Origin of the sequence: Streptomyces sp. NPDC092369 (genome assembly GCF_044755245.1) — a bacterium.
Lineage (GTDB): Bacteria > Actinomycetota > Actinomycetes > Streptomycetales > Streptomycetaceae > Streptomyces.
Window position 1 is genome coordinate 22,300 of sequence record NZ_JBIVQP010000009.1, and the last position, 24,415, is coordinate 46,714.

Genomic DNA, 24,415 nt, shown 5'->3' on the forward strand with positions numbered 1-24,415 from the left:
TGCGGGGTGACTCCAGCGGGTGAGGAGAGATTCAGTGACGGTCTTGACGATCTCCAAGCCGCGACACCGACCCGGTCGGGATCGGTGTCGCGGGCTTACGCGAGGCACAAGGAGTGTCAGGTCAGGGTGCTGTCGTCGACTCAGCCAGCTTCTGGAATTCGCCCAGGTCATAGTTGGCGAGTGTGGAATCCAGATTGGTGAGCGCGCCGAGGTGTTCGATGAACCCCTTCGGGTCGTACTCGATCTGCAGGGTGACTCGGCTGGTTGTGTCGCTGAGGTGGTGGAACGTGACCACTCCGGCGTGATCGACGCCGTCGACGGTGTGCCAGGCGATCCGGTCCTCGGGGATTACTTCTGTGAGTTCCGCGACGAAGTTCTTCTCGGCGCCGGGGAGTTTCAGTTGCCAGGCGAAACGTTGTTCGTCCAGCCTGTCGACTCGACGCACGTGGCTCAGAAAGGTGGGCCACCTGGTGACGTCGCTCCAGAGTTCCCATGCGACGGACACAGGGGCCTGGATATCGACAGTCTCGACTAGAGAGGCGGACACTTGACGACTCCTTACATCGGGGGCTTCATCCGGAAGGGCAGTGAATGCCTGCTACCCGCGTTGCGACTGCGCATGCGCCGTTGTTGTGCGTCGGCGGCGTGAGCCGGGAACCCCGGGCGTTTGGGCCCTCGGCCCACATCTGGTGATCAGCAGATCTACCGCTGTTGTCTGCTCGCCTTTATTCGGGTCGCGATGACAACGAAGGCGGTATAGACGACGGCAAGAGCTATGCAGATTCCATCCTTTTGTGTTGCGCCGTAGGTTGCTTTACCGAATCCGCTCACGGTTGCCGCCTTTGGCGGTTCGGCATCTCTAACGGGATGTCAGCTGACCGCTTTACCCACGGTGTAACTCCAGCCTCCCGGCGGCGGCGACGTCGGTTTCCCGATGCGGGACGGTCGGTCGCGTGAGCGTGAGGGCGTGCAGCGAGGTCACACGGTTCTCCTCGGTTTCGGAGCTGTCGACCAGGAGCCCGTCGCGTACCCGAAGACCGGACACCGACGCGGGGAGCTGTCCCCGTCCCGTCCCGGTGTTTGCCCCAGCTGGATGCGGGCACCCGGGCAGGCAGTGCTTCAGACAGCAGGCACGTCCGCGCGAGCGACGCCGTCGATTCCGGTGCACTCGTCCACGCGGCGGCCGCGCTTTCCATGGTGACCGTCCACCCCAGCCTTAGGGGAGTTGTGACGCATCATGCCTGCTCAAGCGAGTTCGAAGCATCATCCCCACCACGACGCCCCCGACACCGCCGAGTCGTTCCGCGAACTGGCCCTGTTGGCGCCCGGCCCGCGGCATGACGCTGTGCGCGACCAGATCGTGGTGGCGTGGCTGCCCATGGCCGACCGGCTCGCGGGCCGGTTCAGGAACCGCGGCGAAAGCACTGAGGATCTGCGCCAGGTCGCGGCCCTCGGCCTGGTCAAGGCCGTCGACAGGTACGACCCCGCCCTTGGAAACGCCTTCGAGAGCTATGCCGTACCGACCATCACGGGCGAGATCAAGAGGCACTTCCGGGACTACATGTGGACCGTGCACGTGCCGCGCCGCGTCCAGGAGTTGCGCAACCGGGTGCGGGCGGCCATGCAGGATCTGTCCCAGACCATCCCGGGACGTCGTCCCACCACGGCGGAGATCGCCACGGAGGCCGGCGTGAGCGAGGAGGACGTCCTGGTGGGTCTGGAGGCGCTGGAGACATTCACCGCCCTCTCGCTGGACGCCGAACTGTCCGACCACGCGGACGGATACTGCCTCGGTGACACGCTTGGAGAACCGGACGCGGCGCTCGACACCGTCGTCGACCGCGAGGCCGTCAAACCCGGTCTCCGGGCATTGCCGGAGCGGGACCAGACCATCATCTACCTGCGGTTCTTCGGTGGGATGTCGCAGTCGGCGATCGCCGAGCAGCTCGGCATCTCGCAGATGCACGTCTCGCGTCTGATCACCCTCTGCTGCCACCGGCTGCGAGAGCAGGCGATGTGTGAACGGGCCATACGGGACTAGGTGGTTCGGGGCGCAGCCTGTGAATCCGCCGTGCGGCGGTTCGAGGTGCCCCCGGAGTCGCCCGGCGGGGCGATGGACCCCCTGCCGTTGCTGCGGATGTTGGACAAGCAGCTTCCAGGCCAAGGAGCACGGCATGATCAAGACTGTGCTGCGAGCCAGGGCCGTGGAGTCTCTCGGGGACGCTGACGGCTCCCGTCCTGTGAGCCAGGGGGAGCCGTCCAGTGGGCGAGTCGTATGCCTTGAGCGCGGTCAGGCGTGGCGGTGCGAGCGCCGGTTGCCGGTGACCACGCGGTAGAGGAGGAGCAGGATGAGCGAACCCACGATCGCGGCGATCCAGGTGGAGAGGTCGAAGAAGCCGTCGATGGAGTCGACGCCGAAGATCACCTTGCCGAGCCAGCCACCGAGCAGGCCTCCGACGATGCCGATGAGCATGGTGACGATGATGCCGCCGGGGTCCTTGCCCGGCATCAGGAGCTTGGCGATGGCACCGGCGAGTAGGCCGATGATGATCCAGGCGATGATGCCCATGGTGTGCCTCCGTCTTCTGGGAAATGCGGTGTCAGCTCAGCGTGTGCGCCGATCGGGCTCGAACAAACGTCTCAACTGAGGCGCCTTCACGTGGTCGTGGACCGGGCCTGGTTCGCCCGCCGGTCAGACCTTGCGCCAGCGTGCGTTGGCCCAGGAGAAGATCCCGAAGGCGATGAGACCGACGGCGATCAGGGCCAGCAGCCAGGGGCCCGCAGGGGTGTCGGCGAAAGTGCGCAGGGTGTTGTCCATGCCCTTGGCCTTGCCGGGCTTGTGCTGGACGGCGGCGGCGATGGCGAAGCCGCCCGCCGTGGCGAAGACGATGCCGCGAGCCGTACCGCCGAACACGCCGAGGAAGGCGACGACTTGGCGCGTCTTCTTGGACATCTCCGCCATCTTGAGGTGTTTCTCGAACTTGCGCATCAGGGCCCGGACGGCGATCCATATCCCGGCGGCGGCCACCGCGGCGCCCGCGACACCGACGATCCACTGGCCGCCGGGCCAGTCCAGCGCCTTCGCGGTGACGTCCTGAGAATTCTTGTCGGAACTGCCGCTGCCGCTGCTCTTGTCGCCGGCTGCGTAGGACAGCACGGAGTAGGCGACGAATCCGTAGAAGACGGAACGGCCCGCGGCCATGGCCCTCTTGCCGGGCTTGTCACCGTCGGGACCTGCCTGTCCGAAGACGGCCTCGGACAGCCGCCACAGGGACATCCCGGCCAGAGCGATGCCGAGAAGCCACAACAGCACGGTGCCGAAGGGCTTTTGGGCGATCTCGGCGACAGCTCCGCCCCGGTCGGCCTGCTCGCCTTCGCCGGAGAAGGCGATCCGCAGGGAGAGGACGCCGATCAGTGCGTAGAGGACTCCGCGGGCGATGAAGCCCGCCCGGGCCGCTGCCGCGACCGCTTTGCTGTTCGCCGCCCGTCGGGCCTGTTCGTGTCCGCGGGCTGTTGCCGATCCAGTAGCCATGTCTTCCCGGATGCCCCCGAAGGGCGCGACCATCCCAAGTCGTACTCCCCGAGCGGCACAGATGTCAGAGGTTGCTCGGCGTGCGGCAGGTCGGCACAGGGTCCCACGTCGTCCTGGGCCGTCAGTGCTGTCCTTTGCGGTCGCGGTGGGTCAGCAGACTCTGGAGGTGGGCGAGGGTGCCGGTGCGATGGGGGTGCAGGGCGGCGCGGGCGGCGTTTGCCCCCGGAGCTCCGTGGACGCCTCCGCCCGGATGCGCGGAGGCGGAGGCGAGGTAGAGGCCGGGCACGGGTGTCTCGGGCCGGCCGGTGCCGGGGGTGGGGCGGAAGACCAACTGCTGGTGCAGAGCTGTGGTGCCGCCATTGATGGCGCCGCCTCGAAGGTTGGCGTCCATGCTCTCCAGCGTGGGTGGGGCGAGGATGCGCCGGGCCCTGATGAGGCCGCGGAAGCCGGGAGCGTAGCGTTCGACCTGCGCTTCGACGCGGTCCGCCATGGTCTCCTGTTCCCGGGCGTCCCAGGAGCCGGTCAGCTTGTCGTCGCCGGCGTCGCCCCGCACCTGGTGCGGTACGTGGGTGTAGGCCCAGGCGGACTCGGTGCCCCGGGGCGAGCGGCTGGCGTCGGCGGTGGTCATCTGGCCGAAGAGGACGAAGGGTTCGTCGGGCACGCGGCCCGTGGCGATCTGCGCGGCGAAGCGGGTCAGGGCGTCAACGCCCTCGGCGAGGTGGACGGTCCCGGCCTGTGCCGCCTCCGGGCAGGTCCAGGGCACCGGACCGTTCAGTGCCCAGTCGACCTTGAACGTGGCGAAGTCCCAGTGGAAGCGTTTCAGGTCGGCGAGCAGCCGCCCGGGAAGGTGTTCCTCCGCGACCAGCGAGCCGTAGAGCGCGGGCGCGGATACGTCGGCCAGAACCGCCTTGTGAGCCACTACCGCGTCGCCGTTCGCGGTACGGACCCCGACGGCGCGGCCGCCTCGGACGACTACCTCGGTGACCCGTTCCCCGCAGCGGACTCTTCCGCCGAGCCGTGTCAGGCGGCGGACGAGAGCGGAGGTGAGTGCTCCGGCACCGCCGACGGGGACGGGGAAGCCGTAAGTCTGGCCGAGCATGGACATGAGCCAGCCGAAGCCACCGCTGCCCGCCGCCTCCGGCGCGAGGTCGGCGTGCAGCGCGTTGCCCGCGAGCAGGAGCCTGCCGCCTTCGCCGCGGAACTCCTCCTCGCCCATGCGCCGGACCGGCAGCAGCATCGTCCTGGCCAGTCGCAGCCCACCCGCTGTCCGCAGCCGCAGCGCCAGCCGGGCCCCGGCACGGACCGGCGGGAAGGGTGTGAACAGGGCGTCGAGGATTCCGGGCCGCAGCGACTCCCAGACGTCCCGCAGCTCCTTCCAGGCGGCTCCGTCGCCGGGCGCGAACGCCTCCAGGCTCGCGGCCGTCTCCTCCAGGTCTCGGCTGAGGACCGCGCAGCGGCCGTCTCGCAACGGGTGGGCGAGTACTTTCGGAGCGTGGCTCCAGCTCAGGCCCTCCCGCTCCAGATGCAGGCCGGCCAGCACCGGGGAAGCGGCAGCGAGCGGATAGAAGGCGCTGAAGAGGTCGTTGGCGAACTCGGGGTCGACCCCGTGGTCGTGCCGGACCGCACCGCCGGGCTCGTCCTGGGCTTCCAGGACTTCCACCATCCAGCCGGCGTCGGCCAGGAGGTTGGCGGCGACCAGCCCGTTGGGGCCGGCCCCGATCACTACTGCGTCCGGCATGACACGCTCCCGGCTCGTTGGGTGGCGCCGCACTGGGGGGCGCGGCCTTCTCCAGCGCCTTTTGAGCGCTCGGTGCGGCTCAGGCCGTGTGCGGTCGAGGTCGCCGTGGATCGGGGGTGATCCCGGACGGACCTTCGTCCTGCTCGCACAGCCGGGCCAGCCGGGCCAGCATCGCGCGGCTGCGTATCTGCTGCGCCGCGTCCAGCAACGGGTTGTGCAGGACGCCACCGGCGCCGCGCAGCGGATGTTCGTCGAGGATGATCAGTGTGTGCTCGCCCCACGACCGCAGTTCCATCGCGATCCTCGCGGTCCCCAACGGTCCGCTGTCCGCCTCCAGTTCGAGGATGGTGGGCGGTTCGCTGCGGCGTACGACGGTCTGGTTGTGCAGGGTGATCGGCCCGATCCTGATTTCGTAGCGGAGAGCCGCCCCCACCTCGGGCCACAGGCCCTCGTCCAGTTCGGCCTGTGAGGTACCGACGACCCAGTCCCCGTACCGTTCTGCGTCGGCGAGGATCTTCCAGACCACCTCGGGAGACCTCCTGATCAAACGGTGCCGTACGGCCATGGGTTCCTCCGCCGTTCGAAGAGTCGTGTCCCCCGCGAGTCCCCCCACTGAGCGCCGGTACACACCCCTTCGCGGGGCAGCAGCCATCTCGGTGCCGCTCACCGGGGCGCGCCACGCCCCGATGACTGTTTGCCCAGTACATGTGTCAGCTGTCGTGCCGAGGGGCACCCGGGGGCGGCAGTCGACGACAGACCGGCTGCCCGATGGCTGATCGTTTCCGCGTCGTGCCCCCTCCGAAAGGTCGGAACCCAGTGAGCGAGAAGAAGAACCCCGTGGCGGCCGCCGCCGACAAGGTCGTCGAAAAGGTCCAGGAAGCTGTTCGTTCCGGTAACGAGATCCCGGGTGCGCCGACCTCCGTGCCGCCCTCGGTCGACGAGCCGACGGAGCCGGTCGGCCCGCTGCCGCCCAAGCCCGACCAGCGGGGACCGGACACCTATAGTCCGACCGGGCAGGAGACCGGGACTTCGCAGAAGAAGGTCGCGCAGGGCGGTGACCGCCTCACCACCGCGCAGGGGGCGCGTCTGTACGACACCGATCATTCGCTGAAGGCCGGCCCTCGCGGGCCGGTGCTGCTCCAGGACCACCACCTGCGGGAGAAGATCACCCACTTCGATCACGAACGCATCCCCGAGCGCGTGGTGCACGCCCGTGGCGCCGCCGCTCACGGCGTGTTCCGGGGCTACGGTGCCGCCGCCGGGATCACGAAGGCGGCCTTCCTCGCCGAGGGCACCGAGACGCCGGTGTTCGTCCGCTTCTCCACCGTGCTGGGATCGCGCGGATCGGCCGACACCGTACGCGACACCCGGGGTTTCGCGACGAAGTTCTACACCGACGAGGGCGTCTTCGACCTGGTCGGCAACAACATCCCGGTGTTCTTCATCCAGGACGCCATCAAGTTCCCTGATGTCATTCACGCCGGCAAGCCGCATCCGGACCGGGAGATCCCGCAGGCACAGAGCGCCCACGACACGTTCTGGGACTTCGTCACGCTGCACACGGAGGCAACCCACCACACGCTGTGGAACATGTCCGACCGGGGTATCCCGCGCTCCTACCGGATGATGGAGGGCTTCGGCGTCCACACCTTCCGGCTGGTCAACGCCGAAGGTGCCACGACACTGGTGAAGTTCCACTGGAAGCCGAAGCTGGGGGTGCACTCGCTGGTCTGGGAGGAGGCGCAGATCACGGCGGGCGTGGACCCCGATTTCCATCGCCGTGACCTTGCTGACGCGATCGAGGCCGGGGCGTTCCCCGAGTGGGAACTGGGTGTGCAGACCTTCCCGGACACCGAGGACCAGATGTTCGAGGGCATCGACCTGCTGGACCCCACGAAGATCGTTCCCGAGGAGCTGGCCCCGGTGCGCCCGATCGGCCTGATGACCCTCAACGCCAACCCCTCGAACTACTTCGCCGAGACCGAGCAGGTCGCCTTCCACGTCGGCCACCTGGTACCCGGCATCGACGTCACCAACGACCCGTTGCTGCAAGGGCGCCTCTTCTCCTACCTCGACACCCAGATCAGCCGACTGGGCGGACCCAACTTCGGGCAGCTACCGATCAACCGTACGCACGCGCCCGTCAACGACATGTTGCGCGACGGCATGCACCAGACCGCGGTGCACCGGGGCGTGGCACCTTACCGGCCCAACTCCCTCGACGGCGGCTGCCCGTTCCTCGCCGGCGAGGACACCGGGGCCTACATCGAGGTTCCCGTCGAGGTGCCCGCCGCCCGCAAGGTGCGTGAGGCCGCGGTGTCGTTCGACGACCACTTCAGTCAGGCCCGGCTGTTCTGGCTCAGCATGTCCGCCACCGAGCGCGAACACATCGTCGCCGCCTACACCTTCGAGCTCGGCAAGTGCTGGGAGACGGCGATCAAGGAACGGGCACTGAAGGTGCTCGCCAACATCGACCCGGACCTCTGCAGCCAGGTCGCGGCCGGTCTGGGCCTTCCGGTCCCCGAGCCGAGCCTCCCGCCGGCAGTGGTGGAACCGAGTCCCGCCCTCTCCCAGTTGGGAGGGGACTGGCCGGTCGCGGGGCGGATCATCGGCATCGTCACCAGCGGCGCGGACGACCTCGACGGCGTACGGGAGGTGCGGCAGGCGATCCTCGACGCAGGCATGGTTCCGCTGGTCATCGCACCCGTCGGCGGCACACTGGACCCCGACGGCGACCCGGTCACCGTGCAGCGGACCTTCGCCACCGCCCGGTCCACCGAGTTCGACGCGATCGTGCTGGCCGGAGCGCCGACTCCGGCCGGTGACGCCTACGGGGCTCGCGACGCCAAGGCCGACGACGATGCCGCGCTGGCCACCGCTCTCGACCCGCGCCTGCTGTTGATGCTCACCGAGGCCTACCGCCACGGAAAGGCCATCGGGGCCTGGGGCGAAGGAGCCGGCGCTTTGGAGACAGCCGGGTTCCCCGAGGGCCCCGCCGGTGTGGTTTTCGGTACGGACGCGTCCGCCGCGTTGCAGGCGGTGACCCGTCTTCTCGGGGGACACCGCGCCTGGGGCCGCTTCACCCCTGTTCTGTGAGGGGTGTGGGCGGCCAGGCGGTGATCATCGAGTAGCTGCGGGGGTAGGGATCTCCTCCCGGTGGTGCGGCGGTTTCCGCCGCACCACCGCTTTGGGCGCAACGGGAGGAGACCGCGTGGAGCCGGCAGTTCTCGTCGTGGTGAACGCGTACTGACGAGCGGGTCGCGTGGATGGCGGGTCTGGGGACGGTAACGGGGTTCGCCACCTACGCCTCTGTCGGGTTTACGGACACACGCCAGGAGGATGAACCGAGTGGGAAGAGAGAGCCTCATGCGGCGGCGCCGTCGAATTGATGGGGGAGCAGGAAGGTGAGCGGTGGCTTGCCGCCGCTGAGGGACCGATACCTTGCGGCAGGCTTCATCGTCGTCATGTACCTGCTGCTGGGGGCCTTCTTGGCTGCCCTCCTTGTTACGGCGCTCTCGCGTAACGGCGTGTGGGCAGGTGCGGCAGCGCTCGTGGGCGGGGCCCTCGGAGCTGTTGTCGGCGTCTGGCGCCTTCGGCGTACCCCCGACAACGAGCGTGCTGACGCCGACACCGACTAGCGCCGAGGGTGTGCGATTGACGCTGCTTGTCCGTGCGTACCGACCCGACCGTCTGACAGGTCGAGCAGGGCCGCATACCGGTCGCATCCTCCCCTCCCACTGTTGGTGGTCACCTCGCTGGTCCTGATGGCTGGCTCAGGGCATTCACGCTTATCCGGGGTCAGTCGGGGAAACCGGCATTGCCGGCACCGCGCGGACGGCAGGACGCGGTGCGTGAGTCGAGTTCTGGGGAGGCCGAGATGTTCGAGGGATTTTCGACGGCACAGGTCGATGTCGATGAGGCTTCCGTCTTCGTTCGCTTCGGCGGGAACGGTCCGCCAGTGGTACTGCTGCACGGTCATCCCCGGACATCGGCGACCTGGCATCGGGTCGCGCCGTTGCTCGTCGAAGCCGGTCACACCGTGGTCTGTCCCGACCTGAGGGGATACGGACACTCCAAGGGGCCGCGCTTCACGGCGGATCACGCGGGGTACTCCAAGCGGGCGGTCGCCGGGGATGTGGTGGCCGTGATGCGCCACCTCGGACATCGCCGGTTCGCGCTGGTCGGACATGACCGCGGCGGTGCCGTGGCGCTGCGCCTCGTACTCGACCACCCCGAACTCGTCTCCCGGGTGGCCTTCGTGGACTGCCTGCCGATCACCGAGCATCTGACGCGGATCACCGCCGAGTTCGCGACTCAGTGGTGGCACTGGTTCTTCTTCGCGCAGCCGGACATCCCCGAGCGAGTGATCACCGCCGATCCCGACAGCTGGTACCACGGTGACCCCAAGGTGATGGGCCAGGAGAATTACGACGAGTGGCGGAAGGCCACGCGCGATCCCGACGTGGTGCGGGCGATGCTTGAGGACTATCGCGCCGGCCTCACCATCGACCGCGAGCACGAGGAAGCGGACCGGGCCGCCGGTTCGCGCATCGCCTGCCCGACCCTTGCCCTCTGGTCGCTCCAGGACGACTTGGAGGACCTGTACGGAGATCCCCGCGCGGTCTGGAGCAGATGGGCCGACAGCGTCCACGGCCACGGAATCGACTCCGGACATCACGTGGCCGAACAGGCACCCGAGGCACTGGCCTCCGCGCTGACCGACTTCCTCGCGCAAGGCAGATGACGTAGGGGCCCGGGCAGGGGCAGCGCCACTTCTCGACCGGAAGAGCCGTGGTCGGGCTGTCCGTGTGCGAGGACGGCAGCCACCCCTGACCGACCAAGCGGCTTCCCCGGCTCGCGGTCTGAACCGGAGAAGCCTTGGCCAGGCCAGCCCCATGGGAACACTGGGCCCAGCCTCCTCATCAAGTCCCCAGCCCGATCCGACCCACACCTCGGGTCATGAGATCTTCCTGGCCGAGGCTGAGGTACCCAGAGCAGATGGGTGATCATGCGTGCCGTAGGACTCTTACGGAGCGTGCCGCCGCTCAGCGGTTCAGTGCAGGGCGATCAGCGCGACCGCCAGTGCCGCGGACACCAGGCCCAGCACCTGGCGACGGTTCAGGTGCTCGCCCAGGAGCAGCAGGGCGAGGACGACGGGGACGGCGGGGTAGAGGGAGGCGAGCAGAGTGGCCACGGCCATCAGCTGGTGCGTGGTCGCTTCCAGGTACAGCAAGATCGCCGCCGTGCCCACCATTCCCGCCGCCACCGCTGTCGCCCAGGCACGGGGCGGCATGATCCAGCGGGCGCCGTACGACGCCAGCACGCCGGAGATGACCACGACCGACACCACCCTGCTCACCACGACCGGCCACAGACCGCTGCCAGCGTCCACCTGAGCCATGGCCAGGAACTGCAGACCGAATCCCAGACTCGCCATCAGCGCGCTCGGTACCCCCGCGGACATCGTCCGCTCCCGCTCGCCGGCCGTGGTCTTCTCCGTGTCCTGCGAGACCAGCCACAGCGCCGGCAGTACGGCGGCCATACCCGCCCACGACGGCAGGGCGGGTCGCTCCCCGAGCAGAGTCACACCGACCAGCACCGGCAGAGCCACGGCACCTACGTCGCTCACGGGAACGACCACGCTCATCGCACCTTGCGACATGGCGCGGTAAAGGAAGGCGACCCCCACGCCCGTTCCGACTCCCGACAACGCTCCCCACGCGTAGTCCGCGAACGAGGCGGCATCGCCCGGCAGAGCCGGAGCCAGGACCAGTGCGAGCGCGGTGCCGCCCAGTTGGGCATGGAGAGCGACGGTCAGTCCGTCGACCCTCCGGGACAGCAGCCCGTTGACGAAGTGAGTGACGCCGAAGCACACCGCGGACAACAGGGCGAGGGACTCACCCATCGCAAAGGCCTCTCACCACGGGTGACGGTTCCGCCGAACCGGGTTGGCACAGCGCGTAGCGGAACCTCGTCACCGGCGTCGTCAGTGCGCGGAGCGCGAGGCACCGCCGAATAGCCGGGCGAGCGCCCTGAACGGCAGCGTCACGACAGTGGCGATCGCGCCGCCGATGCTGCGCAGCACGTCTGCGATGGCACGGAACATGAAGACCTCCAGGAGGTACGTCTTGAGTGGGTGTGGGTTTCGGATACCCAGGGACGCATCAGGCACGCCGCGGTGGGCGAGGTGATCCTGGGGGGCTCCAGGGTCCGGCGGTGCGGCTCCTCGTCCTTGGGGTGTCCGCCGGCGACGGCGCGTTGGCGGCCCCGATCGCCGTGGCCCGCTCAGCCGTTCAGGATGCCCGGCAGGGCCAGCGCCGCCAGCAGCGTCGTGCCCACCAGCATCCAGGCCACGTAGTCGCCGATGTGCCCGGACTGCAGGCGGCGTAGCGGAGCTGTCCATGACGGTTCGCCGAACGGCCTCGGACCGGCCACGGCGAGGGCGGCCAGGCCCAGGGCCAGTACGGTCGAGGTGAGAGCGAGAAGGACGCCGGCGAGGGTCCAGTGCGGTGGGGGAGTGGCCTCGCCGGACACGGCATGTCCTGCCGCGGCGGCGAAACCGGGTACCGCGCCCACGGCCAGGGACGCGACGAGCAGCGCCGCGGGGACCACGGTCATGGTGTCCGGCACCTGGCTCAGCCGCTGCCGGGTCTCCGGTTCCTCGCCGATGCCGGTGGTCTCGTACGACGACTTTTCGTCATCGGGCCTGGGGCCGAGGCCGAAGAACACCCGCGCGGCGACCCGGAGCACCGCGCCCGCGGTCACCGCCGACACGGCGACGAACAGGACGGTCAACGGGCCGCCGACCGCCTCCTCCAGCACGGCCTTCCCGAGACCGATGCCGAAGGGCGGCAGGCCGGCGAGGCTCAACGCGCCGACGACATACAGCACGGAGACCGTACGGAGCTCGCGGGCGCGTCCGTGCAGGGCGTGTTCGTCCACCGAGCCATAACGGTCGAGAAGCACGCCCGTGCAGGCGAACAGGGCCGCCTTCACCCCGGCGTGGCCCAGGATGTACAGCGCGACACCGTCGTCGGCCTCGGGCTTGAGGACGCCGATGCCGATGAGGAACAGGCCCATGTGGGCGACCGTGGAGTACGCCAACAGCCGTTTGATGTGCCGCTGGTACCAGCACATGACGGCGCCGAGCGCGCCGGTCAGCACACCCAGCACCACAAGGGCCCGTTCGACGTCCGACGCCGGGATTCCGCCCGGGCCGGAGAAGACCGTCCGGTGGATCCGCCAGACGCCGTAGGCGCCGAGTTCGACCATGACTCCGGACAGCAGCATGCACACGGGGGTCGGCGCGACGGCGTGCGCGTCCGGCAGCCAGAAGTGGAACGGCACGGCCGCGGCCTTCACCAACAGGCCGGTCAGGATCAGTGCGAAGGCCGCGAGGGTGAGCGCGTCGGGGCCGCCGTGCCGGTCGAGGCCCGCGCCGATCTTCACCATGGTGAGTTCACCGGTGCGCGCGTACAGCAGGCTGATGCCCATCAACACGGCATACGCCCCAAGGGAATTGAGCACGCCGAAGGACAACGCACCCTGCACGGCTTTCGGTTCTTCGACGCGATGGCCGGTCAGCGCGTACGCCACGACGCTCATCAACTCGAAGAACACGAAGGCGTCGAAGAGGTCCCCCGCGATCGCGAAGCCGCACATGCCGCCCTGGAAGAGCAGCATCAAGGCGGGGAAGGAGCCCGCGTGCCGGTGGGGCGGTTCGTCGAAGTAGTGCCAGGAGTACGCCAATGCCGCCACGGTCAGCAGGGACGCGAGCGCGGCCATGCCCAGTCCTGGACCGTCTCCGACGAGGACGATTCCGACGCCCTCGCCCCCCTTCGGGGTCCAGCCGCCGACCCAATCGGTCAGAGGAGGTGAGGAGTTGAGGAGCAGGACGACCGCGAGGACCGCCGTGCCCGCCGCGAAGACACAGCTCACCGTCTCGGCGGCGACGCGGGAGAGGTGGCGTCCGCCGGCGACGAGGAGGGTGGCTCCGAGGAGGGGGACGGCGACGAGTACGGGGAGCAGGTGGTGCATCAGCCGCGCAGCTCCGAGAGTTCGTCGGGGTCGATGGTGCCGTGGAGTTTGGAGATCTGCAGGACGAGCGCGAGCAGCACGGCGGTCACCGTGGCTCCCACGACGACGTCGGTGAGGGCGAGGGCCTGGACCACCGGGTCAACGACCGGGTGGGAGCCGGGCTTCAGGTCGGAGAAGACGGGTGCGGTGGCGCCGTCGCGGTAGCCCACAGCGAGCAGCAGGATGTAGGTGGCGGACTGGCAGACGGCGAGGCAGCCCACGGCGTGGATGAGGTTTCTGCTGGTCACCAGTCCGTAGCAGCCGGCGAGGAACACCCAGGCGGCGACGAGGTACGGGAACACCGTCATCACTTCTCGCCGCCCTTCTCGATCTCCACGGCCTGGTCCAGGAAGTGGGCGAGCAGGACGACGACCGCGCAGGCGACCTCCATGCCGATGGCGGCGTTCAGGAGGGGGACGGTGCCGCCTGAGGAAAGGGTGTTGAAGGTGCCGTAGGGAAGGAAGTTCGCGAGGAAGGCGGTGCCCGCGACGAGTCCGGCGAGGCCCAGTACGAGGTAGGCGGAGGCGGCGAGGGCGTCGGCGATCTCGTAGGAGTCGACCGGGCGGATGCGTTCCAGGGCGCGGTAGTCGGCGCCCAGGTAGAGCAGGTGGAGGGCGGTCGCCACGACGACCCCGCCCTGGAAGCCGCCGCCCGGGCTGAGTTGGCCGTGCGCGATGACGTACAGGCCGGTGACGACGGCGACGGGCAGGACGAGGAGCGCGTACCGGCGGACGGGGAGCGCGACCCGCTCGGGTTCGGGTGCGGCGCGGTGCTCGTCGCGGGTCTGGCGCAGTAGGACGACCGTGCCCAGGACGGACGCGAACAGGATGCTCATCTCGCCGAGGGTGTCGAAGGCGCGCTGGTCGAAGTTGACGGAGGCGATCGTGTTGGCGGTGTGCCGGGCGAGGGATGCGCGCACCACCCGCTCTCCGTACGGGTGTTGGTCGCCGCCGAAGCCCGGCAGGTCGAGGCAGGCGGCGACGAGGAGGAGCGCGAGGCCGGTGGCGCCGACGGCCGCGACGAGCAGCCGTGTCCGGCGGGTCATCGGTCCGTCTCCTTCTTTCGCCGTGGTCGGCGGACCTTGCGCACGGACAGCATGATCAGCAGGGGAGTGAGGGCGGAGCCCACGGCCAGTTGGGAGAGCGCCACGTCGGGGGCCTGGAGCACGGTGAACAGGACGGCCAGGACCGTTCCGAGGACGGCCAGGACGAGTGCCTGTCGTGACGGGTCACGGGTGGCGACGGCGGCTGTCGCGGAGGCGGCGACCAGCAGCAGTGCCACGACGATCAGTGGGTCATCCACGCCGGCTCCCCGCGAAGCCGCCGGACAGGGCACGGGAGGCGGTGAGGTTCCCGCCGATCAACAGGGCGCCGACGATCAGGAGTTTCGCCAGTGCGCGACCGGGGCCGGTGGCCACGCACACGGCGATCACGGCAGCGGCGCCGAACGCCGCGACCGCGTAGGTGAGTCCCCACGTCTGGGGTGGATCGTCCGCGAGGTCCTCCGCGAGGAGGCGGGCGAAGACGAGGGTGCCGACCGGACCCAACAGGGCCAGCAGCAGGGCCACATCGACGTACGACGGCCGGTCGTAGCCCTGGGCCAGGAGCAGCAGGGCGGGGCAGGCCAGCGAGGTGGACAGGTTCTGCGCCACGACCGCCCGCCGAAATGGTCCCGTTGCGACGCCCCAGACCGTGGCGCCGACTCCCGCCGCGAGCGCGGTCGTCGCGGTGACGGTCCAGCCGTTCACCAGCCGTTCACCGCCCGCCGCGCACCCCAGGCGGCGCACGCGCCGATCAACGCGGCGGACGCGCCCACGACGAGTTCGAGTGTGTTCACGGCGCTGATGAAGACCAGCCACAACAGGGCGAGAACGGCCCACCAGGCCAGCACCTCGCCCACGCCGAGGAGCGTCCTGCGTCGACTCACACGGCACCTCCATCGGGAGACCAATTCACCCTGTTTGTCTGACAGTTTCCGTTATGCCATCCAAGCATCGCCGACCGTCCGCCACGAGGCGGCGCGCGACGACCCGGCAACCGAAGTGCCCTGACAAGGCGAAGGGAAACCAGTCACGCGGAGGGGCTCAACCCGCGGCGCGCTTCCTCGGCGCTGGGGCGGACGATCGCCACAGGTATGACGTTCTCCGTAGGGGTTTTCGTACTCGGAGTGACAACCGGCGTGGGTCGGCCGGTGTCCGTCGGCGGCAGCAGCAGTTCCTCGAATCTGTCCAGGGCGAGCACCAGGCCGAGCATGAAGGGCGGGATGAGCACCGCGAGCACTGCCATGGCATGTCCTTCTTCGGAAAGCCGCGCGAGGGCGAGATGCGGGTTTCCCCGGAACGAGCGGAGAAACCTCCATACCGGTCGTCCGTGTCGGTGTCGGGGCTTCGGGTACGCGGTGGGCACGACGGAACATCCGGACGCGGGTCCGGGACGTCGGTACATCCGGGGCGCAGGGGGACCTGCGTCGACGAACAGGTACGCGTCTGCGACAACGGGCGCAACACGCTGATCACCACTCGCAGGCCCGATGGCCTCAAGGCGTTCTGCGAAGCGCTCCTCACCTGGTTCACCAAGGCCAGGAACGAAGGCTGATTCACGCGGCCGGGCGTTAGCGGCCTCGATCACCGGGCACCCGGCCACACGGCACCCGGCGGTTCTCCGCGTCGGGGCCCTCACTGAGGGGAGTCGATGGTGGTCGAGGCACCTGGATCGGAGACGACGCTGGACACGCGGGCCCTGGAGAAGGCGCTGCGCGGGCGGGTCGACGGCGAGGTGCGGTCCGTCGCGGGCAGCGGGGGTGCCTACGCGACGGACGGCTCGAACTACCGGCAGGTCCCGATCGGGGTCGTGGCCCCGCGGGGCGACACCGGCCGACGCGCCCTGCACCTGGCCGAGGCCCTGGCCTTCGCCCTGGGCGGCCGGTATCTGCCCGCCGAACACCCAGAGAAGCTCGCCGACCGGCCCGAGGGCTCGGCCGTGACGGCCGCCTGCCGGCAGCGGGCGCGGCAGCCGGTGCCCTCGGTGCCGCGGCGGCCGCGGCCCTTCGGCTCCGCATCCGGCAATCAGCGCGATGAGAGGAACCCCCGTGTCCATCAAGGTGTCCGACTACGTACTCCAGCGGCTCCGCGAATGGGACGTCGACCACGTCTTCGCCTACGCCGGCGACGGCATCAACGGCCTCCTCGCCGCCTGGGGCCGCTCTGACAACAAGCCGAAGTTCGTGCAGTCGCGGCACGAGGAGATGTCCGCCTTCGAGGCCGTCGGCTATGCCAAGTTCTCCGGCAAGGTCGGTGTCTGCGCGGCGACGTCGGGCCCCGGGGCGATCCATCTCCTCAACGGTCTCTACGACGCCAAGCTCGACCACGTCCCGGTCGTCGCGATCGTCGGGCAGACCAACCGCAGTGCCATGGGCGGCAGTTACCAGCAGGAGGTCGACCTGCTGAGTCTCTACAAGGACGTGGCCTCCGAGTACTGCGAGATGGTGACCGTCCCCGAGCAGCTGCCCAACGTCCTCGACCGTGCCATGCGCACCGCGTACGCCAAGCGGACGGTGACCGCGGTCATCATCCCCGCCGACGTACAGGAGTTGACCTACTCGAAGCCCACCCATGCCTTCAAGATGGTGCCGTCCAGCCTCGGTCTGACACACTCCGCGCCGGTCCCTCCTGCGGCTGAACTCGCGCGCGCCGTCGAGGTGTTGGACGAGGGGGAGAAGGTCGCGATCCTGATCGGGCAGGGTGCGCGGGGTGCCCGGGCCGAGGTGGAGGAGATCGCCGAGGCGCTCAGCGCGGGGGTGGCGAAGGCGCTGCTGGGCAAGGACGCGTTGCCGGACGACCTGCCGTACGTCACCGGCTCGATCGGCCTGCTCGGCACCCGTGCCTCCTACGAGATGATGCGGGACTGCGACACCCTGCTCGTGATCGGCTCCAGTTTCCCCTACACCCAGTTCCTGCCGGAGTTCGGGCAGAGCAGGGCCGTGCAGATCGACATCGACCCGTTCATGATCGGGCTGCGCTATCCCTTCGAGGTCAACCTCGTCGGGGACGCGAAGGAGACGCTTCGGGCGCTGCTGCCGCAGCTGAAGCGGAAGAAGCACGGCTCGTGGCGCAAGAAGACCGAGATGGCCACGGCCCGTTGGTGGGACGTCATGGAGCGCCGGGCCGCCGTGGACGCGGACCCGATCAACCCGGAGTACGTCGTGCACACGCTCGACGCGCTCCTGCCCGACGACGTCATCCTGGCTGCCGACTCAGGCTCCGCCGCCAACTGGTACGCACGCCACCTGCGGATGCGCGGGAACATGCGCGGCTCCCTGTCCGGCACCCTCGCCACCATGGGACCCGGTGTGCCGTATGTCATCGGCGCCAAGTTCGCCCACCCCGACCGTCCCGCTCTGGCGATCGTCGGGGACGGGGCCATGCAGATGAACGGCATGGCCGAACTCATCACCGCCGCCAAGTACTGGCCCGAGTGGGAGGACCCGCGGCTGATCGTCGCAGTCCTCAACAACCAGGACCTCAACCAGGTGACGTGGGAGATGCGCGCCTTGGGCGGCGCCCCGCAGTTCCTGCCCTCCCAGGCTCTCCCGGATGTGCCGTACGCCGACTTCGCCCGCTCGATCGGCCTGGGCGGGGTGCGGGTGGAGAAGCCGGGGGAGGTGGAGGACGCCTGGCAGCGGGCTCTCACCGCCGACCGGCCCTTCGTCATCGACTTCCGGACCGACCCGGCCGTACCGCCGATCCCGCCGCACGCCACGCTCGAACAGATCGAGGCCGCCGCCTCCGCCGTCCTCAAGGGCGACAGCGACCGAGCCGGCGTGATCCGGCAGGGCCTGAAGGCGAAGGTCCAGGACCTGCTCCCCGGCGGCAAGCAGCGCCAGGACAAGCCGGAGGAGTGAGGGCCCCGCACACAGGAGTACCGGACCGGATGGGCGGAACAGGAAGAGAGGCCTTGGGGACAGGAAGGGAGTCATGACGAACACGCCGAGGACGTCGAACGTGCGGGGACCCGTCGAGCAGGAGGTGTATCCGCCCCAGGCACTGCACGACTACGCCTTCCTCGCCGACGGCGAACGCGGGGCGCTGGTCGGCCCGCGCGGGGAGATCGCCTGGCTGTGCGCACCCCGCTGGCACAGCGGCGCGGTCTTCTCCACCCTCATCGGTGGAACCGGCCTCTACGCGGTGACACCGAGAGGCCGCTTCGTGCCCGGCGGACACTACGAAGAGGGCTCACTGATCTGGCGCAGTCGCTGGGTCACCGAGGACGAGATCGTGGAGTGCCGCGAAGCCCTCGGGTTTCCGGCAGAACGAGGTCGACTCGTCCTGCTGCGGCGCCTGCGGGCGACGGAGGGACCGGCGAGGGTCCGGGTGGTACTGCATCCCGTCGCCGAGTACGGCACCCGACCCGTGCGCGAGGCGCGACGCGACGACGACGGTGTGTGGACCGCACAGGTGGGCGACCTGCACCTGCGCTGGAGCGGTGGCGGGAATGCCTCGCTCTGCGAAGCCGACTCCACGGGTGGGCAGTTCACCCTCGATCTCGACCTGGACGCCGGACAACGGCACGACCTCGTGCTCGAACTCAGTGAGTTCCCGCTGTGGGACGCCCCGCTGCCGATTCCGTCCACGGAGTGGTCCCGGACCGAACGCGCCTGGTCGGACGCCGTACCCGCTCTGGACAACACCGTCGCCGCCCGGGACGCACGGCAGGCGTACGCCGTACTGCGCGGCATGACCAGCGCCGACGGAGGCATGGTCGCCGCGGCCACGACGAGCCTCCCGGAGCGCTCCGAGGCAGGCCGCAACTACGACTACCGCTACGCATGGATCCGCGACCAATGCATCGCGGGCCAGGCAATGGCAGCGGCCGGTCAACACCCCTTGCTGGACGAGGCCGTTGGCTTCGTCAGCGCCAGGCTGCACGAGGACGGGCCGAAGCTGAAACCGGCGTACACAGTCGACGGCGGGCCCGTGCCCGACCAGCGCACGCTCGACCTGCCGGGCTATCCGGGCGGCTTCGACCGGATCGGGAACCACGTCAACCGGCAGTTCCAACTCGACGCGTTCGGCGAGGCGTTGCTGCTGTTCGCCGCCGCCGCGCGCCACGACCGACTCGACCGAAACGGACAACAGGCCGCCGAGATCGCCGTGGCCGCCATCATGGCCCACTGGAACGAACCGGACGCCGGGATCTGGGAGTTGGACGAACGGGCCTGGACGCACAGCCGGCTGATCTGCGCGGCGGGGCTGCGGCGGATCGCCGATATGGCGCCGGATGCCACCCGCACGAGCGAGTGGACCGAGCTGGCCGACACGATCCTCGCGCACACCACGGCGCACGCACTGCACCCCGACGGACACTGGCAACGCGCCCAGGACGACACCGGGTTGGACGCGGCCCTGCTGCTGCCCCCGGTACGCGGACTGCTCCCGGCCGACGACCCGCGCACCCGCGCCACCCTCCGCGCCTACACGCAGAACCTCACCCGCGACCACTACGCCTACCGCTTCCGGCACGATCAACGACCTCTGGAGGAGGCGGAGGGCGCCTTCCTGCTCTGCGGTTTCGTGACGGCACTGGCCGAACACCAGCAGGGGCGCGAGGTGGAGGCCCACCGGTGGTTCGAACGCAACCGGGACGCGTGCGGGGCAGCGGGCCTGTACTGCGAGGAGTACGACATCGCCCAACGGCAGTTGCGCGGCAACCTGCCCCAGGCTTTCGTCCACGCCCTCCTGCTCGACACCGCGGCCACCCTCGCCCATGACCCACCCGCCTGACCTTGCCGCATCACGCCCGAAGTTCGGCCCGGGCGGCTGAAGTACGGCCTCCCCTCACGACTTCCGAGACGAACAGGACGAACATGAACCAGCAGACCGTCGTCATCACCGGGGCCAGCGCCGGCATCGGCCGGGCCACCGCACGACTCTTCGCCGAGCGGGGCGCCAACGTCGTTCTCCTCGCACGAGGCAAGGCGGGCCTGGACGCCACGGCCGCCGACGTCGAGGAACGGGGCGGCCGTGCCCTCGCCGTGCCCACCGACATGGCCGACCCCGCCCAGGTCGAGGCCGCCGCCGTGGCCGCCGAGGAGGCCTTCGGGCCGATCGACGTCTGGGTCAACAACGCCTTCACCTCGGTGTTCGCGCCGTTCATCGAGATCGAGCCCGACGAGTACAAGCGGGTCACCGAAGTGAGCTACCTCGGCTTCGTGAACGGCACCCGGACCGCGCTCCAGCGCATGCTCCCGCGAGACGCCGGCACGATCGTGCAGGTCGGCTCGGCCCTCGGCGACCGCTCCATCCCCTTGCAGTCCGCCTACTGCGGCGCCAAGCACGCCGTCAACGGCTTCACATCGAGCGTGCGTACCGAGCTCATGCACCAGCACAGCCACGTGAACATCACCGTGGTGCAGATGCCGGCCGTCAACACCCCGCAGTTCTCATGGGTGTTGTCCCGACTGCCCAAGGACCCCCAGCCCGTACCGCCCATCTACCAGCCGGAGGTGGCCGCGCGGGCCGTGGTGAACGCGGCGGACCATCCGCACCGCAAGCAGTACTACGTGGGCGCGTCCACCGCCGCGACGATCCTCGCCAACAAACTGGCACCCGCCCTGCTGGACCGCTACCTCGCGCGCACGGGCTACGCGTCGCAGCAGACCGAGCACAGCGACCCCGGTACCCGCCCGACCAATCTCTGGCACCCCGTGGACGGGGCCCCGGAGCACGACCACGGCGCACACGGCACCTTCGACGACACGGCCCACCCCCGCTCGGCCGAGACGGCCATCGCGCGACACCCCGGGCGCGCGCTGGCCGTAGCCGGAGCGGCGGCGGTGGGCCTGGGCGCGGTGATGCGGCGCAGGCGGGCGCGGTAGCGGGGGCGGCGGCGCCGCTCAGTTCGCCGGGTGGCCCGGGGTGATGCCAAGGGTGTCGTCGAGTGTCAGCAGCCGGGTGCGGGGGCCCGCGAGATTGTCCGCCGCCTCCGGTGCGAGCAGGAAACCGACGTGGTCACCGCCGTCGATCCGGTTCTCCACGCCGCCGACGAACCAGGCAGGGGCCTCGTCGAGGATCAGTGACCCACCCGGCCCCCGGTGCCATGGAACGTCCGCGAACTTGTCGGTGCGGTCGCCGGTCTCGCCACCGAAGAGCTGGGCCAGCCGGTCCTGGTCGCGGCGGAGGAGATGGACCGCGAGACGTTCGGCGCGCTCGGCGACGCGGTACGTCCGGTTCTCCTTGGACAGCCAGATCATGAACCGGGCGGGCTGAATCGAGCACTGCGAGGCGAATCCGACCAGGCAGCCGGCCCTCTCCCCGTCGGCCTCGGCGGTCACGACGTACATCGGATAGTCGAGCAGGTCGGTGAAGGGATCGAGATCGGTCACGGTGTTCGGCTCCCGCCTGAAGGGGTCGGATGTCGGCCAAGCGTTCAACGGTTCCGTGCTCCGGTCTGCGCACGACGCGCCGGGCGGTCGCGGACGCGATACGAACCGCATGCCTGGGTACCCGGGACACCCGCAGCCATCCGTTTCCCGTGCCCGGTCGTCTGAAATGACACGAGATGGGTACGCGGACTCGGAAGCCGAGACCTGGGTACGGGCAACCGCGCCCCGTGCCGCCGCCCCGCCCCAAGGAGAGTGAGTTTGATGGCCACCGTGTCCCTCACCGACGCGTCCAAGGAGGACGCCGCCACCGTGTTCGGTGTTCTGCGGATCGCGTTCCCCACCGACCGGCCGGCCGACGACGTTCCCCAGGAACAGCCGGGCGAGCAGTCCGCTGTGTGGAGCGCGGAGTTCGAGCCGACGCAGGAGTGGATCCCCACCACCGGTCCCATGCAACTGGAGGGCACGGTCACCGCCACCCTGCAGGGCAGCTATGTCGCCGTGGACCAGCTCCGCGAGGCTTTGGATGTCGCCTTCGCCGTCCAGGAGCGGGGCACGGCCTCGGGGGACCAGGAGAAGGAGGTCGACCTGCGGCTCGGCACGAAGCAGCGCTGAGGCGGACACCGGAACCCGCGCACGCGGCCCACGAGGAGATGAGCGCTATGGTGCAGATCGGCTACACGATGATGACGGAGCAGGCAGGGCCGCGGGAGCTGGTGGGCCATGTGGTCGGCGCCGAGCGCGCCGGCTTCGACTTCTCGGTCACGTCCGACCATTACTTTCCCTGGCTGGAGTCCCAGGGCCACGCCTCCTACGCGTGGAGCGTGCTCGGTGCCGCCGCGCAGGCCACCGAACGCATTCCCCTGATGACGTACGTGACCTGCCCCACGACCCGCTACCACCCGGCGGTCGTCGCCCAGAAGGCGGCCACCGTGCAACTCCTGTCCGAGGGCCGGTTCCGTCTGGGACTCGGCTCCGGGGAGAACCTCAACGAGCATGTGGTGGGTGGTGGTTGGCCTGCCGCGCACGTCCGTCTTCAGAAGCTGGAAGAGGCCGTGGAGATCATCCGTTCCCTCTTCACTGGGGAGAACGTCAACCACCACGGTGTCCACTTCGATGTGGAGAACGCCAGGTTGTGGGATCTGCCGGAGGTGTCCCCGCCGATCGGGGTCGCCGTCTCGGGTGAGCGTTCGTGCGAACTCGCGGGCCGTCTGGCGGACTTGGTGATCGCCACCGAGCCCCGGCCGGAACTGATCTCCTCCTTCGACCGGCACGGCGGCACGGGCAAGCCCAGGGTCGGCCAGCTGCCGATCTGCTACGACACCGACCGTGACGCGGCGATCGCCCGCGCCCACGACCAGTTCCGCTGGTTCGGCGGCGGCTGGCCGGTCAACTCCGAACTGCCCGGAACCGCCGCGTTCGCGGGCGCCACCCAGTTCGTACGCCCCGAGGACGTGGCCGAGTCCATCCCCTGCGGCGACGACGTGCAGGCGGTCGTGGAAGCCGTACGCCCTTATGTGGAGGCGGGGTTCACCGAGGTCGCACTCGTCCAGATCGGCGGCGACCACCAGGAGCCCTATCTGGAATGGGCCGAACACAAGCTGCTCCCCGCCCTCCGAGAACTGTGAGCGTGTGATGAGCTCAAAGCGCGCGGCGATCTTCGACGTCGACGGAACGCTCGTCGACACCAACCACCTGCACGTCGTGACCTGGTGGGAGGCCTTCCGGCAGGCGGGCCACCGGGTTCCCATGCGGGAGATCCACCGGGCGGTGGGTCTCGGCGGCGGGGATCTGATCGAGCACCTGCTCGGTGACGGCCGTGATCCCGACGGGGACGAGCAACTCGAAGCGGCCCATCACGCCCTCTACGCCACGTACTTCGACCGGCTCCCGAGGTTGGAGGCGGCAGGGGACCTGTTGCGCGCGCTGGCCGGGCGGGGCTGGGAGATCGTCCTAGCGACCTCGGCGAGCGGCGCGGAACTCTCCGCGCTGCGCCGTGCCATCGACGCGGACGAGGTCATCGGCGGGGAGGCCAGCGCGGACGACGTCGCCGATGGCAAGCCCGCCCCCGACCCCGTCCGGCAGGCCAGGGATCTCGCCGGAGTCCCCAGCGAACGGGCCGTGTTCGTCGGCGACACCGTCTGGGACATGAAGGCCGCCGTACGGGACGGAGTGACTCCCGTGGCGGTGCTCTCCGGCGGGATCCCCCGCGCGGATCTGGAGAGCGCCGGTGCTCAGGCTGTGTACCGGGACGCCGCCGAGCTCCTCGAACACCTGGACACCAGCGTCTTCGCCGACCGCGAGTCCTCAGGATAGGTCGACGTCCCGAGCGGCTGACCGCGGGCGGCGATCAGGCCCTTGGCCGGCAGGTGACCCTGCTGGTGCGAGCGGGCGGCTTCGCATCTGAACGGGCTGTCCGCCGGGGTCTACAGGGCGTCCCTGGGAACCGACTCGTTCCAGATGCGTGAGGCGACGCGTTGGAACCCTTCGTAGGCGTCCAGCGTTGCTCGGGCGGGGTCACCTGGATCGTCGTGAGGGGGCCGTGCCCTCCGGTGCCTCGAAGGGGGCTGAGGTGTCGGGCTCGTCGGCGGGCCGGACCGGCAGGACGAGACGGCACGGCCGTTCGTGGACGGTCGGGAGCGTGGACCGTGGCGGCGGCCAGGCCAATGGCCGGTACAAGGGCGTTGGGGCAC

At 69.6% G+C, this 24,415-nt stretch carries 24 protein-coding genes and 1 pseudogene; 10 read left to right on the forward strand and 15 right to left on the reverse strand.

Annotation, left to right across the window (positions count from 1 at the left end):
* Positions 1-121: 121 nt before the first annotated feature.
* Positions 122-547, reverse strand: coding sequence for an SRPBCC family protein (locus ACIQI8_RS40920; RefSeq protein ID WP_402362907.1), 426 nt, complete (start codon positions 545-547; stop codon positions 122-124).
* 690 nt (positions 548-1,237) lie between these two features.
* On the opposite strand from ACIQI8_RS40920, the gene ACIQI8_RS40925 reads away from it, so the two are divergent.
* Entirely contained in the window at positions 1,238-2,041 is an 804-nt protein-coding gene (locus ACIQI8_RS40925; RefSeq protein ID WP_402362909.1) for an RNA polymerase sigma factor SigF, read from the forward strand.
* A gap of 249 nt (positions 2,042-2,290) precedes the next feature.
* Here ACIQI8_RS40925 and ACIQI8_RS40930 read toward each other — a convergent pair whose 3' ends face one another.
* The 4 genes from ACIQI8_RS40930 to ACIQI8_RS40945 all read right to left on the reverse strand — a co-directional run bounded on the left by ACIQI8_RS40930 (position 2,291) and on the right by ACIQI8_RS40945 (position 5,835).
* Positions 2,291-2,569 carry a GlsB/YeaQ/YmgE family stress response membrane protein gene (locus ACIQI8_RS40930; protein WP_402362912.1) on the reverse strand — a complete coding sequence of 93 codons (279 nt, stop codon included), beginning with the start codon at positions 2,567-2,569 and terminating at the stop codon, positions 2,291-2,293.
* Positions 2,570-2,692: 123 nt separating this feature from the next.
* Positions 2,693-3,532, reverse strand: a complete 840-nt coding sequence (locus ACIQI8_RS40935; protein ID WP_402362914.1) for a DUF1206 domain-containing protein — start codon at positions 3,530-3,532, stop codon at positions 2,693-2,695.
* A 121-nt stretch (positions 3,533-3,653) separates the two neighbouring features.
* Positions 3,654-5,270: a phytoene desaturase family protein gene (locus ACIQI8_RS40940; protein WP_402362917.1), complete on the reverse strand. Its 1,617-nt coding sequence runs from the start codon at positions 5,268-5,270 to the stop codon at positions 3,654-3,656.
* Positions 5,271-5,349: 79 nt separating this feature from the next.
* Positions 5,350-5,835, reverse strand: a complete 486-nt coding sequence (locus ACIQI8_RS40945; RefSeq protein ID WP_402362920.1) for an SRPBCC family protein — start codon at positions 5,833-5,835, stop codon at positions 5,350-5,352.
* A gap of 251 nt (positions 5,836-6,086) precedes the next feature.
* On the opposite strand from ACIQI8_RS40945, the gene ACIQI8_RS40950 reads away from it, so the two are divergent.
* Entirely contained in the window at positions 6,087-8,366 is a 2,280-nt protein-coding gene (locus ACIQI8_RS40950) for a catalase (protein ID WP_402362923.1), read from the forward strand.
* A 781-nt stretch (positions 8,367-9,147) separates the two neighbouring features.
* Entirely contained in the window at positions 9,148-10,014 is an 867-nt protein-coding gene (locus tag ACIQI8_RS40955; RefSeq protein WP_402362924.1) for an alpha/beta fold hydrolase, read from the forward strand.
* Between the two features lie 309 nt (positions 10,015-10,323).
* Here ACIQI8_RS40955 and ACIQI8_RS40960 read toward each other — a convergent pair whose 3' ends face one another.
* The 9 genes from ACIQI8_RS40960 to ACIQI8_RS41000 form a co-directional block, all read right to left on the reverse strand.
* Positions 10,324-11,175, reverse strand: a complete 852-nt coding sequence (locus tag ACIQI8_RS40960; RefSeq protein WP_402362927.1) for an EamA family transporter — start codon at positions 11,173-11,175, stop codon at positions 10,324-10,326.
* An 81-nt stretch (positions 11,176-11,256) separates the two neighbouring features.
* The gene (locus tag ACIQI8_RS40965; RefSeq protein ID WP_356060683.1) at positions 11,257-11,376 is read right to left on the reverse strand and encodes an LPFR motif small protein; all 120 of its coding nucleotides are present in this window, start codon (positions 11,374-11,376) and stop codon (positions 11,257-11,259) included.
* 179 nt (positions 11,377-11,555) lie between these two features.
* Complete coding sequence (locus tag ACIQI8_RS40970; RefSeq protein WP_402362930.1) at positions 11,556-13,307, reverse strand: complex I subunit 5 family protein; 1,752 nt, start codon at positions 13,305-13,307, stop codon at positions 11,556-11,558.
* Positions 13,307-13,654: a sodium:proton antiporter gene (locus ACIQI8_RS40975; protein WP_402362933.1), complete on the reverse strand. Its 348-nt coding sequence runs from the start codon at positions 13,652-13,654 to the stop codon at positions 13,307-13,309. The genes ACIQI8_RS40970 and ACIQI8_RS40975 overlap by 1 nt, the downstream gene beginning before the upstream one ends.
* Positions 13,654-14,391 (reverse strand): MnhB domain-containing protein, encoded by a 738-nt coding sequence (locus tag ACIQI8_RS40980; RefSeq protein ID WP_402362936.1) that lies wholly within the window; start codon positions 14,389-14,391, stop codon positions 13,654-13,656. Before ACIQI8_RS40980 ends, ACIQI8_RS40975 begins: the two co-directional genes overlap by 1 nt.
* Positions 14,388-14,648 carry a Na(+)/H(+) antiporter subunit B gene (locus ACIQI8_RS40985; protein ID WP_402362938.1) on the reverse strand — a complete coding sequence of 87 codons (261 nt, stop codon included), beginning with the start codon at positions 14,646-14,648 and terminating at the stop codon, positions 14,388-14,390. Before ACIQI8_RS40985 ends, ACIQI8_RS40980 begins: the two co-directional genes overlap by 4 nt.
* Entirely contained in the window at positions 14,641-15,093 is a 453-nt protein-coding gene (locus ACIQI8_RS40990; RefSeq protein ID WP_402363422.1) for a monovalent cation/H+ antiporter complex subunit F, read from the reverse strand. The genes ACIQI8_RS40985 and ACIQI8_RS40990 overlap by 8 nt, the downstream gene beginning before the upstream one ends.
* A complete protein-coding gene (locus ACIQI8_RS40995; protein ID WP_402362942.1) occupies positions 15,090-15,272 on the reverse strand; it encodes a hypothetical protein in 183 nt (60 codons plus the stop codon). Before ACIQI8_RS40995 ends, ACIQI8_RS40990 begins: the two co-directional genes overlap by 4 nt.
* A 143-nt stretch (positions 15,273-15,415) precedes the next feature.
* The gene (locus ACIQI8_RS41000; RefSeq protein WP_402362944.1) at positions 15,416-15,631 is read right to left on the reverse strand and encodes a hypothetical protein; all 216 of its coding nucleotides are present in this window, start codon (positions 15,629-15,631) and stop codon (positions 15,416-15,418) included.
* 171 nt (positions 15,632-15,802) lie between these two features.
* On the opposite strand from ACIQI8_RS41000, the pseudogene ACIQI8_RS41005 reads away from it, so the two are divergent.
* From ACIQI8_RS41005 to ACIQI8_RS41020, 4 genes and pseudogenes are all read left to right on the forward strand, one after another.
* Positions 15,803-15,940 (forward strand): annotated as a pseudogene (locus ACIQI8_RS41005) (protease); the annotation flags it as partial.
* A gap of 478 nt (positions 15,941-16,418) precedes the next feature.
* Complete coding sequence (locus ACIQI8_RS41010) at positions 16,419-18,245, forward strand: thiamine pyrophosphate-requiring protein (protein WP_402362946.1); 1,827 nt, start codon at positions 16,419-16,421, stop codon at positions 18,243-18,245.
* 73 nt (positions 18,246-18,318) lie between these two features.
* The gene (locus ACIQI8_RS41015) at positions 18,319-20,124 is read left to right on the forward strand and encodes a glycoside hydrolase family 15 protein (protein WP_402362949.1); all 1,806 of its coding nucleotides are present in this window, start codon (positions 18,319-18,321) and stop codon (positions 20,122-20,124) included.
* An 83-nt stretch (positions 20,125-20,207) separates the two neighbouring features.
* A complete protein-coding gene (locus ACIQI8_RS41020) occupies positions 20,208-21,218 on the forward strand; it encodes an SDR family oxidoreductase (RefSeq protein ID WP_402362952.1) in 1,011 nt (336 codons plus the stop codon).
* An 18-nt stretch (positions 21,219-21,236) separates the two neighbouring features.
* On the opposite strand, the gene ACIQI8_RS41025 is transcribed toward ACIQI8_RS41020, so the two are convergent.
* Positions 21,237-21,725, reverse strand: coding sequence for a flavin reductase family protein (locus tag ACIQI8_RS41025; protein WP_402362955.1), 489 nt, complete (start codon positions 21,723-21,725; stop codon positions 21,237-21,239).
* A 261-nt stretch (positions 21,726-21,986) separates the two neighbouring features.
* Here ACIQI8_RS41025 and ACIQI8_RS41030 point away from each other — a divergent pair, with 261 nt between their 5' ends.
* From ACIQI8_RS41030 to ACIQI8_RS41040, 3 genes are read left to right on the forward strand one after another with little or no spacing between them, the layout of a single operon-like run.
* Positions 21,987-22,337 carry a hypothetical protein gene (locus tag ACIQI8_RS41030; RefSeq protein WP_402362958.1) on the forward strand — a complete coding sequence of 117 codons (351 nt, stop codon included), beginning with the start codon at positions 21,987-21,989 and terminating at the stop codon, positions 22,335-22,337.
* A 47-nt stretch (positions 22,338-22,384) separates the two neighbouring features.
* Complete coding sequence (locus ACIQI8_RS41035) at positions 22,385-23,350, forward strand: LLM class F420-dependent oxidoreductase (protein WP_402363425.1); 966 nt, start codon at positions 22,385-22,387, stop codon at positions 23,348-23,350.
* Between the two features lie 7 nt (positions 23,351-23,357).
* Positions 23,358-24,038 carry an HAD family hydrolase gene (locus tag ACIQI8_RS41040; protein WP_402362961.1) on the forward strand — a complete coding sequence of 227 codons (681 nt, stop codon included), beginning with the start codon at positions 23,358-23,360 and terminating at the stop codon, positions 24,036-24,038.
* The last annotated feature ends 377 nt before the right edge of the window (positions 24,039-24,415 follow it).